Consider the following 13,407-nt stretch of genomic DNA (forward strand, 5'->3'; position numbering starts at 1 on the left):
TAATTTATCATTGTAAATAATGATATGGCTGATAATCAGTTTCATATAGCATAAATAAACGATAAAATTACGATCAGCTGGATTGGTAAAATAACTATTACGTCTGTTTTTTCAGTTTATTTTTTGGCGTGGGTCATCTTTCTGAAGGATAGGCTTATGCAAACCGTAGAAAGAGAGACGCGGATCATCTACAATAGAACAATATAAATAACAGTATTGCTAAATTGGTGGGGAATACCCATCGAGCATTACTGAAAATAATTAGCACTGTAAGCAATGTGAGTAAGTCGTAAAGCACAATGACCTTATTAGCCTTAGGCATCAACCATAAAACAGCACCAGTAGCCCTGCGTGAGCGGGTGACATTTGGTCCTGAAAAAATTGACCATGCACTTGAAGAGCTCCTCAAACAGCCTCAAGTGAATGGTGGCGTTGTGCTGTCTACCTGTAATAGAACTGAGCTTTATTTGAGCCTTGAATCACAAGAGCGAGCTCAAGAACAACTAGTAAAATGGTTGTGTGATTTTCATGGTATAACCCAAAAAGATTTACAGCCAAGTTTATATTGGCACCAAGACGACCGGGCTGTTAGTCACCTAATGCGTGTGGCGAGTGGCTTGGATTCCTTAGTTTTGGGTGAACCACAAATATTAGGGCAAGTAAAAAAGGCATTTGCACTTTCACAAGGTAATCATTCGTTATCGAGTGAACTTGAGCGCCTTTTCCAAAAATCGTTTTCTGTTGCAAAGCGTGTGCGTACAGAAACCGATATTGGTGCAAATGCCGTTTCCGTAGCATTTGCGGCTTGTACGCTTGCTCGTCAAATATTTGAATCACTTAAGCATTTAAATATTTTGTTAGTTGGCGCAGGGGAAACTATTGAACTTGTGGCTCGTCATTTGCGTGAACACGGCGTACAAAAAATGATGATAGCGAACCGAACACGTGAACGGGCGGAGTTATTGGCCAATGAGGTTAATGCACAAGTCATTTCGTTATCGGATATTGATAACCGCTTAGCAGAAGCGGATATTGTCATTAGTTCAACGGCGAGTCCTTTACCCATTATAGGGAAAGGGATGGTCGAGCGTGCAATGAAAATACGTCGTAGTAAGCCGATGTTATTAATCGATATTGCCGTTCCCCGAGATATCGAACAAGATGTTGAAAAATTAAGAGATGTTTATCTCTATACTGTGGATGATTTAGAGTCTATCATCGCACAGAACCTTGCTCAGCGAAAAGCCGCAGCCGTTGAAGCTGAATACATTGTTGAGCAAGAAAGTAGCCACTTTATGGATTGGTTGCGCTCACAAGCGGCAGTGTCTACAATTCGCGATTACAGAGAACAAGCTGAGGCCATTCGGGCAAGCATGGCTGAAAAAGCGTTGACGGCTATCCGTCAAGGTACAGATCCTGAGCAAGTGATCATGCAATTATCGCAACAATTAACCAACCGCCTTATTCACGCTCCAACTAAATCTTTGCAGCAAGCTGCAGGAAATGGGGATGTCGAGCGTCTAAATCTACTTAGGGACAGCTTAGGGCTGGACCATCAATAACCACATTTTAATCATAGGTCTTATATAACGAATGAAGCCTTCTATTGTCGCAAAACTAGAAGCATTACAAGAACGCTACGAAGAAATTGAAGCGCACCTTGCTGATGCAGGTGTAATCGCCGATCAAGACCGTTTTCGTGCTTTATCAAAAGAATATGCTCAATTATCTGATGTCGCTAAATGCTTTAGCGCATGGCGCACAGTACAGGATGACATCGAAACAGCTGAAATGTTGTTAGACGATCCTGAAATGAAAGAAATGGCTCAAGAAGAGCTGAAAGAAGCTAAAGCGCGCAATGAAGAGCTTGAACAGCAATTACAATTGTTGCTGTTGCCGAAAGATCCTGATGATGAATATAACTGTTTCGTTGAAATCCGTGCGGGAGCAGGGGGAGACGAAGCGGCAATTTTTGCGGGTGACTTATTCCGTATGTACAGCCGTTATGCGGAAAATAACCGTTGGCGCGTTGAGCTCATGAGCACGAGTGACGGTGAACATGGCGGTTTTAAAGAAGTTATCGCGAAAATTTCCGGTGATAGCGTTTATGGTCGCTTAAAATTTGAGTCGGGCGGGCATCGTGTTCAACGTGTTCCTGAAACTGAATCTCAAGGTCGTATTCATACATCTGCTTGTACTGTGGCTATTTTGCCTGAGCTACCGGAAGCTGAATTACCTGAAATTAGCCCTGCGGACTTACGTATTGATACCTTCCGTTCATCAGGAGCGGGGGGGCAGCACGTTAATACCACCGATTCTGCAATTCGTATTACCCATATTCCGACAGGTATCGTTGTTGAGTGCCAAGATGAGCGTTCTCAGCATAAAAATAAAGCAAAAGCGATGTCTGTATTAGGTGCGCGTATTCGCCAAGCTGAAATGGATAAACGCCAAGCTGCAGAAGCGTCTGAACGCCGTAATTTATTAGGTTCTGGTGACCGTTCTGACCGCATTCGTACCTATAATTTCCCACAAGGCCGAGTGACGGACCACCGTATCAACTTGACGTTATACCGTTTAGATGAAGTGATGGAAGGAAAACTGGATTCACTTATCCAACCTATCATCAATGAATACCAGGCAGACCAACTTTCTGCGTTGTCTGAGCAGGAATAATGCAATATACCGAATGGGTCAAGCAGGCAGCGAATCGGCTGTCTGCAAGTGACAGTGCGAAGCGAGATGCTGAAATTTTACTGGAACATGTCACAGGCCGCAGTCGTACCTATCTTTTTGCATTTGGTGAAACGGAACTCAAAGCCGAAGAATTCCAACAAGCTGAATTACTTTTGCAACGCCGTGAGAAAGGTGAGCCTATCGCCTATATTGTCGGTGAACGTGAGTTCTGGTCCCTTCCTCTTTATGTCTCACCTGCAACATTAATACCTAGGCCAGATACTGAATGTATCGTTGAACAAGCCTTATCTAGGTTAACAGAGCAAAAAAAACACATTTTAGATTTAGGCACTGGGACTGGGGCAATTGCATTAGCCTTGGCGTCTGAGATGCCGCAAAGTCAGCTTATTGGTGTGGATTTTAATCCTGACGCGGTCGCTTTAGCACAACGAAATCAACAGCGCTTGAATATTTCAAATGTCAAATTTATACAAAGTAATTGGTTTGCTTCACTATCAATTCAACAATTTGATATGATTATCAGTAATCCACCTTATATTGATGAAAATGATAAGCACCTCAGTGAAGGTGATGTGCGATTCGAGCCCTTAACCGCTCTAGTGGCTAAGGATGAAGGTTTAGCCGATCTAATTTACATCATTAAAGAGTCTAGAAAATATCTGAAAAATCAAGGGTGGTTGCTTCTTGAGCATGGCTGGACACAAGGTCTTGCGGTGCGTGATTTATTTAAAGTACATGGGTACACCAAAATTGAGACCTGTCTTGATTATGGTGGAAGAGAGCGAATTTCACTCGGTCAATGGAATGGTTAAGTGGCATAGCACTGGGAATGTAATGAAAACCATAGCGAATATAGAATTTAATCAACTCCCTTTAAGTGAAGGGATCATGACTGTTTCACAATGTATCCGTCATGATTTCCCGCTGATGAAAGTGCAAGCTCAGTTAGACAGCTTAGTCTCATCAGCCAAGTCTTGTATCGATTTAACCGCTGATAACGAAACCAAAATTCAGCAGTTGACCTCACTTTTTTACCAAGAATGGTCGTTTGGCCCAGCTGAAGGCATTTATCTGTTATCAGATATGCTATGGCTAGACAAAGTACTGTCATCTAAGCAAGGTACGCCAGTGACACTCGGTGCTATCTTTTTGTACGTTGCTGAGCGCCTTGGTATTGCGATTTATCCCGCTATTTTTCCTACGCAATTATTATTTATCACTGAAAGAAATGATGGCAGCCAATGGGTAATTAACCCTGTAAATGGCGAGTCTTTATCATTACACACATTAAATTTATGGCTCAAAGGAACCGTTGATCCTTTTTCTGAATTTTACCATGACCAATTGGATGTAGCAGAAAACAGCGTTGTCATCCGTAAAATTTTTGACACATTGAAAGCGTCATTAATGGAAGAGAAAAAGATGGAATTAGCGCTGCGAGTTTGTGAAACGCTTCTGACTCTTGACCCTGAAGACCCTTACGAAATTCGGGACCGAGGGTTAATTCTTGCACATTTAGACTGTAATCATGTGGCGTTAAGTGATCTCAATTACTTTATTGAGCACTGTCCAGAAGACCCTGTTTCTGAAATGATTAAAATACAAATTTATTCGTTGGATAATCATCCAATCGTATTACATTAATTAACATACAGGCTAATGTTCCTGTTTCAATATTAAAGGTAAGAGTATGCAGCAGAAAGTAGTCAATATTGGTGATATCAATGTCGCGAACGACTTGCCGTTTGTGTTATTTGGTGGAATGAATGTATTAGAATCTCGCGATATGGCGATGAAAGTGTGTGAGCATTATGTCACTGTGACCCAAAAGCTGGGGATCCCTTACGTTTTTAAAGCATCATTTGATAAAGCAAACCGCTCATCAATCCACTCTTACCGTGGCCCAGGTCTTGAAGAAGGAATGAAAATTTTTCAAGAGTTGAAACAAACATTTGGTGTGAGAATTATTACTGACGTTCATGAACCTGCGCAAGCAGCTCCTGTTGCCGAAGTTGTTGATGTTATTCAATTACCGGCTTTCTTGGCTCGTCAAACGGATTTAGTTGCAGCCATGGCTAAAACAGACGCAGTAATTAATATCAAAAAACCTCAGTTTATCAGCCCAGGACAAATGGGAAATATCGTTGAGAAATTTATCGAAGGTGGCAACGATAAAATTATTCTTTGCGACCGTGGAGCAAACTTTGGTTATGACAACCTAGTTGTTGATATGCTTGGTTTTAATGTCATGGTTCAAGCATCAAAAGGCTGTCCTGTCATTTTCGACGTAACCCATGCACTACAATGCCGCGACCCGTTTGGTGCAGCATCTGGTGGTCGTCGTGGGCAAGTTGCTGAATTGGCAAGAGCTGGAATGGCGGTTGGGATAGCCGGGTTATTTCTTGAAGCTCACCCAGACCCAGATAATGCACGCTGCGATGGCCCATCAGCATTACCATTAGACAAGCTGGAACCATTCTTAAAGCAAATGAAAGCAATCGACGAAGTTGTAAAAGGCTTCCCTGAGTTAGATACGAGTCGCTAAGTTAGGCGGTTTATGCAACTCACTGAAGTCGTTTCTATGTTCGGCGCTGATTTGCAGCGCCGATATGGTGAAAAGATTTATAAAATTACCTTACATGGTGGTTTTAATTGCCCAAACCGTGATGGCACCCTTGGGCGAGGAGGCTGCACTTTTTGTAATGTGGCTTCTTTTGCTGATGAAAATCAGTCATCTCAAACTATTAGTGAACAAATTCACCAACAGATCACCCGAATTTCCCGCGCAAAACGTTACTTAGCTTATTTCCAAGCCTATACCAGCACTTATGCCGAAGTGAGCCTATTAAAACAACTTTATGAAGAAGCCTTACTGCAAGCCGATATTGTTGGATTATGCGTAGGTACCCGCCCTGACTGTGTTCCTGAGTCAGTATTATCCTTGCTAAGCCAGTATCAACAGCAAGGCTATGAAATATGGCTTGAGTTAGGTTTACAAAGTGCCCATGATAAAACACTACATCGTATTAATCGCGGCCATGGTTTTGATGCATACCAACAGACGACACAAAAGGCTCGCAGCCTTGGATTAAAAGTTTGTACACATTTGATTTGCGGGTTACCCGGTGAAAATGCCCAAATGAATATGCAAACACTTGATAAAGTCCTTGAGTGCGGAACTGATGGCATCAAACTTCACCCTTTACATATTGTCGAAGGTAGTGTGATGGCCAAAAGTTGGCGGGCAGGGCGCTTGGCAACGCTTTCTCTCGATGAATATACTGAAATTGCAGGTGAAATGGTGCGCCATACTCCGGCTGATATTGTTTATCACCGTATTAGTGCCAGTGCAAGAAAACCCACATTACTCGCCCCGAGCTGGTGTGAAAACCATTGGGTGGGAATGAATAATTTATATCAATATTTCTTAAAATGGGGCGGGCAAGGCTCCGCACTTTGATATATTCAATGAGAATACATATGAAATCAACTTTCTATAAAGCTATTATCGTTTCGTCTCTAATTACGTTTTCTTTTCAAGCGATAGCTCAACTTGATATTACCCCAGAAGATAAACAGAAATTTGTACAAACTCACCAAAAAGCAACCAAGAAAGATGCTCAGGCCCAGTATCAGCTTGCCCAAATGTATTTTTCCGGTTTAGGTGTTCTTCAAAATCTTAATAGTGCGCGTTTATGGGCAAACGAAGCTGCAAAAAATGGTAATGGGGATGGTTATGCATTATTGGCAGATATCAATCTATTAAGTGATAGTTATTTTTCACAGGAATTGATTGATGCTCGTAAGTACGCGACGAAAGCTGTTGAAATGGGCAGTACGCGTGGCAAAATCAGTTTAGCAGAGTCATTGATAAACCCAATTGCGGGTAAAACGGATTATCAGCAGTCTATAGAACTTCTTAATGAGGTTAATGCGTTAAATAACCCAGATTATTTTATTGCGCCTATTTTGCTTGGTGTTATTTACTTAGATGGCAAAGGTGTTGCAAAAGACGAAAAGCAAGCACAACAATGGTTTGATAAGGCAAATGAGATGACTTATCCGGGCTATGCAGAGTGGATGGCAGCGTTTAAATTTTCTGAAGATAATACAGGTACGGTGACCATCGACCAAGTGAAAGCAAAAAAATTAAGGGAAATAGCCTGCGAAAAAGGAAAAAGTGCAGGGAATGAGATGTTTTGCTTCAGCGAGTGATACTAAACCGCCATGTAAAATAACATGGCGGTTTGGTTTGATACTTAAGTTAAGGTGTTGTTATTGGCTTTTCTGTGTCGATAGAACCCGCTTGTTCGATAGCTTTAACGGCTTCAAGCGCATGATCCATTGAATTATAAAAACTCAATACGCCTTCAATAGGTGCCACTTTTGCTCTCGCCAATGTTTTTAATGGCTGGAACGGAATATCACAAACTAAGATATGGGTATCTTTGCGAACGGCATCTATGAATTTTTCGAAAGCTTCTAAGCCCCCCGCATCCAATACAGGTACTGCGTCCCATTGCATAATAATAGTTTTATAGCCAGCACTTTTGACACGCAACTCATCAAAGATACGTTCAGCAGCTGCGAAAAACAACGGGCCATTTATTCTTACGACTAAGCGGCTTTGTTCTTCATCTGTTTCTGCTAGTTGTGTTGAACGGGTCATATTGGCAATACGGCGCATAAACAATAATGATGCGAGAACAATCCCGACAGTGATAGCAATAACCATATCAAATAGAACGGTTAGAGACATACATAGTACTAATACAATAATGTCATCTTTAGGAGCACGTTTAATTAGGTAAACGACTTTACCTGCAGCACTCATGTTCCAAGCCACAATCAATAATAATGCAGACATAGCGGCTAATGGCAGATAAGAGAGCATTGGTGCAAGAACCAATAATGTGAGTATCACCAGTATTGAGTGGATAATCGCAGAAATAGGGGATGTTGCACCTGCTCGAACGTTAGCTGCGGAGCGAGCTATTGCAGCGGTTGCGGTGATCCCACCAAAAAAAGGCGCTGCAATGTTCCCCACACCTTGGCCAATAAGTTCACTATTAGAATGGTGTTTGGTTCCCGTCATGTTGTCCAATACTACGGCACATAACAGTGACTCAATTGCGCCCAGTACCGCCATAGAAAATGCTGCAGGCATTAATGCGGTGATCATCGCCCAGTTAATTGGTGCACTTCCGGGGAGTTCCCACGGCAAAATAAATTGCGGTAGAATAGGGGGAATACCATTACCTTCAGTGCCATCAGGCAATAAATAGCTAAATTCAGAACCGATAGTTGCGACTTCCATACCAAATAATGAAAGCACCCACATGACGAAAGTCCCGACAATAAGGGCTGGCAAATGGCCAGGAAGTTTTAGTTTTAGTTTAGGCCAGAAGATAAGCACCAAAAGGGTTGAAAGCCCAATTAAAGTGTCACTGTATTGAAATGTGGGGAATGTATTGCCAATAGCAATTAGCTTATCAACATAGTTTTCTGGGACATGCGCCATTTGCAAGCCAAAGAAATCTTTAATCTGCATTGTGGCAATGGTGATAGCAATTCCCGAAGTAAAGCCTAAGGTGACAGAAACGGGAATGTATTCAATAAACTTACCAAAGCGAGCAAACCCCATCGCAAGAAGTATGATACCCGACATCAATGTGGCGACTAATAACCCACTCAACCCAAATTGTTGAGAGACTGGGTAGAGGATCACCACAAAAGCAGCCGTGGGGCCAGAAACGCTATAGCGAGACCCACCTGTTACTGCAATGATGATCCCTGCAATAGCCGCAGTATATAGCCCATATTGTGGTGGAACACCGCTAGCGATAGCCAAAGCCATTGCGAGGGGGATAGCGATAATACCCACGGTAATACCCGCGATTAAATCCTTAATAAAGCGGGTAGCCGTATATTTTTCTTTCCAACAAGAATCTATTAGCGCACTAAAAGGGCGCAACCTATTAATTTTTTTTGTACTCATTATACCCTACCAAATAACAGGGTGAAAAATAAACGAAAGATGTACCTATAAGGATACGCTTAGCAACCTGAAAAAAATCTGTTATGTATCAATGAATCTACAATTATCATAACGTTTTCAGTAACAAAAGTAAAAAAACGTTATATTATAAAGAAAAATAGTTAGAATATATTTTATATGGTTACGTTCCTGTTTTAGATGTGCATATAAATAATAGTCATTTTATTTTTTAATCGTAAATATAAATCATTATAAATAATAAATTGGTCAATACTTAATCGACTAAACTGCTATTATTGCTGCCAATAGCCCTATCCATTGAAGCAGCGCTATCCCAAGTGCTCGTGTGAAAAGGCGTTTAGTTCCAGACCACCTTTGTTGCATCGTACGATGTTTAATTTTGCTTGGAAATAAACAATTCAAAGCATTATCAAACTGTTCCGTTTCATTATGCGTGTAGATAATTTTAAAAAAATGGTTATCTAACCAGAGACGATATATATAATACTGGCAAATTATAAATATAATTACATTGGCGAATAAAATATATTTAGAGTAATTAGAATAGAAAAACAAAGCGAATTGGCAAAATAGTGCCAATACAGAGCCAGTAGCAAAATAACGCCAACTATGAGTCAAAATAGTGATGACCTCACCTTGCTGTTTATTCATCAATGTATTCATTTTTCACTCGGTTTAGATGGTAATTGGTGTGCCAATCATTCAGTTGTTCTATCGTTGCTGTATTTAAAATAACTTGTGGGCGAGCTTGTTCAACTAACGTTACGGCATCTTCTATGTTTTTAGCATCGCCATGATGTACCAACCATGCAACAGCAACAGTCGCACTTCGTGAATAACCTAATTTGCAATGAATGTATACCGGCCCCTGTTTTATCAGTTCATCCATAGTATGGACTGACTTTTCGATATCTTCCGCGCTTAGTGGTAACAAATCAATTTGCGGTTGGCTACAATATTTCAGTCCTTTGCTGTAAAAATTGCGAGGCCATTCGCAAGTCATATCTAAAACAGCTTGAGCTTGCAAAGCGTATAGTGGGCGGCCTCCCAAAACGATATGTTGATTAACAATACTGGGTTGTGCGCAGTGCTTAGCGAAGTAATGATAGGTTCCCCAAGCAATGAGCCGGTACGGTAGTAATAAAATAGCAGCAGAAGGGGAAATATTTCCTTCAGGTGTTTTTTGAAAGACGCTGGCGCCTGCCCCTAAATAGCCGAGGGTAATAAAAAAGAGGGCGATAGCGGGCCATAATAGTACCCAAGCAAATCCTTGGAAGATAAAAGCAAGAATAAAACAAGCAAGAGAACCTATTCCATAGTTTTTGCTCATTTTAAAACTGCGAGGGGACCCCGTGTAGTGCCATTGCCAACGAGTTTGTATAGGAAGCAAATAGCTAATTAATAGGCCAACTGCAAATCCAGTAACGACATCAATAAAATGGTGCTGCCATGTGGTCAACACTGAAATTAAAATTAAAATAGACCAGCTATGAAGTAACCAGCGCCACTTTATTGGAGTATGGGCTCGAAAACGTAACCAGAGGATCCACAATAAAATAATATGTAATGAAGGGGCTTGGTTAAAAGGGAGGTCAAATAGTTCTAGGCTGTTAAACATCCAGCCAAATAGCCCATCAGTGGTTGGCCGAGGGAAACTAAACTTAAGTGGAAATAGCAAAAAACCAATACAGGCAACAAGAGAAGCTGTGATAAGCCGTAGGCCATGGATGGTTTGCTCTTTACGGGTCGTACAAATAAATAATGATAACCCATAGAATATGTCAATACTCCAATAGGGAATGATAGTCCAAGGAAGAAATGGAATATGTGTTTCCCAAGAAAAAACGACAGACGGAACCTGGTCTAACGTTGCAGTATACGTATTAACTTGGCCATAAGTTAAGAAGAAAAAAGGGGCTAAAAAAACTAACCATAGCAAACCAGACAATATTATTTTGTGTCGAGGTATAGTCTCTTGGGGCTCGCGGGTTGTAATCATCATCCTTTATTCTATTCCTTTAAATAGCAACAAACTGGTGGTGATATCAAAAAATAACTGGAAAAACAGAGAGTATTAAGCAGCATAGGTGCTTTACTCGCAATAAACAACGGGTATTAGCGATGGTTAAAATTAGTGATTGATGGCAATGGTTCACCATCAATCATTAACAACTAATTATTTACTGCCAATCATTCGTTGCTAATTACATAGTATGTTGAATGCATTAACGTCGTCTGGCTATAGATGCGCTGAATATCCCCCAGTTATCAATAGATTGATTCAATTTTTCAAAGCCCGCTTCTTCAACTAAGCTATCCATTTCACCTTGGCTGCGGCAACGCATAACCCATGCTTGACCACCTTGGTGGCTTGGTAGTACACGGGCAATCATCTCAACTTGGGGGTGCCATGGTTGGCAGGTATAAATTAATAGCCCACCAGATGGAATTGCCCGAGAAAGCCCATTTAATGACGCCTTTATCATTTCATTACTGGGGAACAGTTCATATAAGCCACTAACGATACCAATCGTTGGTGATGGTGAAACGGCAGCTAAATCATCAGCGTCAAAAGCATTGCCTTCAGTGAATTGAATTTTGTCTTCAAGGTAACGCTGTTTGATGTGTAGGCGGCCTTGTTCAACGTTGACAGGGCTATAGTCTCTTAGTAGGACAGATTCGACTTTGCCATAGTCATTGATTGCGTCAAAAATGTAACGGCCTTGGCCTGCGGCAATATCCATAATTCGCACAGGTGTCCCTTTATCAGTGAGGTCACGAATAGCCTGTCGAATGATATTTTCAATGTTAACTTTACGTTGGCGTATTCCTTGCCAGCCGATACTGTTGAGATACTGTCTATCAATAACACGGCCAAATAAGCCTTTACCCTGGGCTTTATCGCGGTATACGTAATCAAGGGTTGAGCCTGAATCAAACCCTTTGTCATAACCAATACGAATACCTTCAGAAGCTTTGCCTAGTGTACTCATTGATTTGCTCATAATTTTATAAGCAAGATTTTTAGGGCACCATTTAGGCAATGGAGTCATGAGTGAACGATATTTTTCAGCGCTGGCACTCCATATATCTTCATATTGATAATTATGTTGGTAGCGCGGTAATGCGAATAATTTGTCGATAAAATCACGGATTTTCTCTAGCGGGATATGACGATCTTTTTCTCCTAAAGTGTCGTGATAAAAACCGGGTAATATATGTTTTTCTTTTATTGGGGTATTTAATTTATCAAAAAATTGATGTTGAGGCCGATGGTGAACAACGTGGTCGCTACCTGAAATAAATAGTTGGGTGGGCAAAGTAATTGCGCCCGCATCAGCAACGATGCGATCAGCCGTTTTATACAGTTCAAGTAAAATATTGACGGCAATAGGGCGAGTAATCAATGGGTCGCGATTAAACGAATCAATGCGTTGTTCATCATGAGTGAGATACTTGGCTTTGACATACGAATTTACATAGAACAAGCCGCGCGTTTTTTGCATTAAAGCAAGCCCTGTTCGGGCAAATGGGACGTACAATTTAACTTTAAATGCAGGGGAGGCGAGTACCATCCCTCGAATTTTTGGGGCGTAGTCATGAACCCAAGCGGAGACAAGAACGGCACCAACACTTTGCCCGATAACAATGATATTTTCTAACGGAATAGTATATTCAGTGGAAATGTAACGTACAAACTCATCGACATCATTGATGGATGTGCTGAGTGAAGGGCTATAACCTCGAGGGCCATCATTTCTGCCATGTCCACGGGCATCCCATGCAAACATAGCATAGTCAGGTAGATTAAGTTCATCGACTAAATGGGCGACACGGCCGGAATGTTCGTGGCCACGATGAAATAAAATAACCGCTTTGTTGGTCGAAACCTCTGCTGGCCAATGTCGATAAAAAAGAGAAGTATGGTCACTGGTGGTAAATTGGGACTCAATAACGGGACGTTGCGTCAGATAATCTGTTTGAACGTTCATAATTCTTCCTTAATTATTATTCTCATGTGCAGATAATTCACAAAGAGCACGGCGAATACGGTTATAGCAAGTATAAAACAGCAACAAAGTTAAAAGGATAAACAGATAACTTACCCAACTAGACAATATGATCTGTGGAAAAATGCTAATGAGAAGCCCTAACGCACCGAAAAAAAATGCACGGTCACTTTTACCTATTGGGCCATCATAGCGGCGAGACGCACCAATAGCTTGAGCGATAACACCAATAAATTCAGTCAGTAGCGTAAGAAATAGAATGAATAAAATAAGCCAAAATACTTGAGGGAAAATAACCGCAAATGGCAAGTACAGAGCAATATCTGAAATGACATCACCGAGCTCATTCAATATAGCACCAAGGTGGCTTTTTTGGTTGTGCTCCCTAGCTAACATGCCATCAATCGCATTGAGTGCCATACGAATAAACAGAACGAAAGGTAATAAAATAAACAGGTGTGGATTTGGAATGAAAAGTAATAGCATTCCGCTGATAACAGATAGAAGTAAAGCCGCCAAAGTGACTTGGTTGGCGGTAACACCCGCACTAAATAGCTTATGAACAATTGGACGAAGAAGATCTTGAAATTTAGGTTTCAGATCGTAAATGGTCATTGAGTATTCCTTTCCCATCACTGCACTATGACGCAGCATTGGGATATATCAATACGCGATTGATTG

At 41.2% G+C, this 13,407-nt stretch carries 12 protein-coding genes; 7 read left to right on the forward strand and 5 right to left on the reverse strand.

Features of this window, described 5'->3' with window-relative positions; genetic code table 11:
• Positions 1-299: 299 nt before the first annotated feature.
• The 7 genes from hemA to PSF67_RS04965 are packed head-to-tail and all read left to right on the forward strand — an operon-like array spanning position 300 to position 6,912.
• Positions 300-1,562 carry a glutamyl-tRNA reductase gene (gene hemA / locus PSF67_RS04935; protein WP_102140450.1) on the forward strand — a complete coding sequence of 421 codons (1,263 nt, stop codon included), beginning with the start codon at positions 300-302 and terminating at the stop codon, positions 1,560-1,562.
• Between the two features lie 31 nt (positions 1,563-1,593).
• The gene (prfA, locus tag PSF67_RS04940) at positions 1,594-2,676 is read left to right on the forward strand and encodes a peptide chain release factor 1 (RefSeq protein WP_004264135.1); all 1,083 of its coding nucleotides are present in this window, start codon (positions 1,594-1,596) and stop codon (positions 2,674-2,676) included.
• A complete protein-coding gene (gene prmC, locus PSF67_RS04945) occupies positions 2,676-3,509 on the forward strand; it encodes a peptide chain release factor N(5)-glutamine methyltransferase (protein WP_166265131.1) in 834 nt (277 codons plus the stop codon). The genes prfA and prmC overlap by 1 nt, the downstream gene beginning before the upstream one ends.
• Positions 3,510-3,531: 22 nt before the next feature.
• A complete protein-coding gene (sirB1, locus tag PSF67_RS04950) occupies positions 3,532-4,341 on the forward strand; it encodes an invasion regulator SirB1 (RefSeq protein ID WP_102140468.1) in 810 nt (269 codons plus the stop codon).
• A gap of 46 nt (positions 4,342-4,387) precedes the next feature.
• Positions 4,388-5,242, forward strand: a complete 855-nt coding sequence (kdsA, locus tag PSF67_RS04955) for a 3-deoxy-8-phosphooctulonate synthase (RefSeq protein WP_102140452.1) — start codon at positions 4,388-4,390, stop codon at positions 5,240-5,242.
• Between the two features lie 12 nt (positions 5,243-5,254).
• Positions 5,255-6,157 (forward strand): TIGR01212 family radical SAM protein, encoded by a 903-nt coding sequence (locus tag PSF67_RS04960; RefSeq protein ID WP_102140453.1) that lies wholly within the window; start codon positions 5,255-5,257, stop codon positions 6,155-6,157.
• A 20-nt stretch (positions 6,158-6,177) separates the two neighbouring features.
• Positions 6,178-6,912, forward strand: coding sequence for a tetratricopeptide repeat protein (locus PSF67_RS04965; protein WP_166265125.1), 735 nt, complete (start codon positions 6,178-6,180; stop codon positions 6,910-6,912).
• 49 nt (positions 6,913-6,961) lie between these two features.
• Here PSF67_RS04965 and dauA read toward each other — a convergent pair whose 3' ends face one another.
• The 5 genes from dauA to PSF67_RS04990 all read right to left on the reverse strand — a co-directional run bounded on the left by dauA (position 6,962) and on the right by PSF67_RS04990 (position 13,341).
• Positions 6,962-8,695 carry a C4-dicarboxylic acid transporter DauA gene (gene dauA, locus PSF67_RS04970; RefSeq protein WP_102140455.1) on the reverse strand — a complete coding sequence of 578 codons (1,734 nt, stop codon included), beginning with the start codon at positions 8,693-8,695 and terminating at the stop codon, positions 6,962-6,964.
• Positions 8,696-8,977: 282 nt separating this feature from the next.
• A complete protein-coding gene (locus PSF67_RS04975) occupies positions 8,978-9,367 on the reverse strand; it encodes a hypothetical protein (RefSeq protein ID WP_229597579.1) in 390 nt (129 codons plus the stop codon).
• Positions 9,360-10,715 carry a phosphatase PAP2/dual specificity phosphatase family protein gene (locus tag PSF67_RS04980; RefSeq protein WP_395349645.1) on the reverse strand — a complete coding sequence of 452 codons (1,356 nt, stop codon included), beginning with the start codon at positions 10,713-10,715 and terminating at the stop codon, positions 9,360-9,362. Before PSF67_RS04980 ends, PSF67_RS04975 begins: the two co-directional genes overlap by 8 nt.
• A 226-nt stretch (positions 10,716-10,941) precedes the next feature.
• Complete coding sequence (locus tag PSF67_RS04985; protein WP_272676593.1) at positions 10,942-12,708, reverse strand: bifunctional alpha/beta hydrolase/class I SAM-dependent methyltransferase; 1,767 nt, start codon at positions 12,706-12,708, stop codon at positions 10,942-10,944.
• Between the two features lie 9 nt (positions 12,709-12,717).
• Positions 12,718-13,341, reverse strand: a complete 624-nt coding sequence (locus PSF67_RS04990; protein WP_166265116.1) for a CDP-alcohol phosphatidyltransferase family protein — start codon at positions 13,339-13,341, stop codon at positions 12,718-12,720.
• Positions 13,342-13,407: the final 66 nt, after the last annotated feature.

This window comes from Providencia sp. PROV076 (genome assembly GCF_028483405.1).
Taxonomy (GTDB): domain Bacteria; phylum Pseudomonadota; class Gammaproteobacteria; order Enterobacterales; family Enterobacteriaceae; genus Providencia; species Providencia huaxiensis.

What these genes read in the sequence shown, in the direction of transcription:
- prfA (WP_004264135.1), top strand. Translation starts at nt 1,594, where the DNA reads ATGAAGCCTTCTATTGTCGCAAAACTAGAAGCATTACAAGAACGCTAC.
- PSF67_RS04965 (WP_166265125.1), top strand. Translation starts at nt 6,178, where the DNA reads ATGAAATCAACTTTCTATAAAGCTATTATCGTTTCGTCTCTAATTACG.
- PSF67_RS04985 (WP_272676593.1), bottom strand. Translation starts at nt 12,708, where the DNA reads ATGAACGTTCAAACAGATTATCTGACGCAACGTCCCGTTATTGAGTCC.
- hemA (WP_102140450.1), top strand. Translation starts at nt 300, where the DNA reads ATGACCTTATTAGCCTTAGGCATCAACCATAAAACAGCACCAGTAGCC.
- PSF67_RS04975 (WP_229597579.1), bottom strand. Translation starts at nt 9,367, where the DNA reads ATGAATAAACAGCAAGGTGAGGTCATCACTATTTTGACTCATAGTTGG.
- PSF67_RS04960 (WP_102140453.1), top strand. Translation starts at nt 5,255, where the DNA reads ATGCAACTCACTGAAGTCGTTTCTATGTTCGGCGCTGATTTGCAGCGC.
- prmC (WP_166265131.1), top strand. Translation starts at nt 2,676, where the DNA reads ATGCAATATACCGAATGGGTCAAGCAGGCAGCGAATCGGCTGTCTGCA.
- PSF67_RS04980 (WP_395349645.1), bottom strand. Translation starts at nt 10,715, where the DNA reads ATGATTACAACCCGCGAGCCCCAAGAGACTATACCTCGACACAAAATA.
- sirB1 (WP_102140468.1), top strand. Translation starts at nt 3,532, where the DNA reads ATGAAAACCATAGCGAATATAGAATTTAATCAACTCCCTTTAAGTGAA.
- kdsA (WP_102140452.1), top strand. Translation starts at nt 4,388, where the DNA reads ATGCAGCAGAAAGTAGTCAATATTGGTGATATCAATGTCGCGAACGAC.
- PSF67_RS04990 (WP_166265116.1), bottom strand. Translation starts at nt 13,341, where the DNA reads ATGACCATTTACGATCTGAAACCTAAATTTCAAGATCTTCTTCGTCCA.
- dauA (WP_102140455.1), bottom strand. Translation starts at nt 8,695, where the DNA reads ATGAGTACAAAAAAAATTAATAGGTTGCGCCCTTTTAGTGCGCTAATA.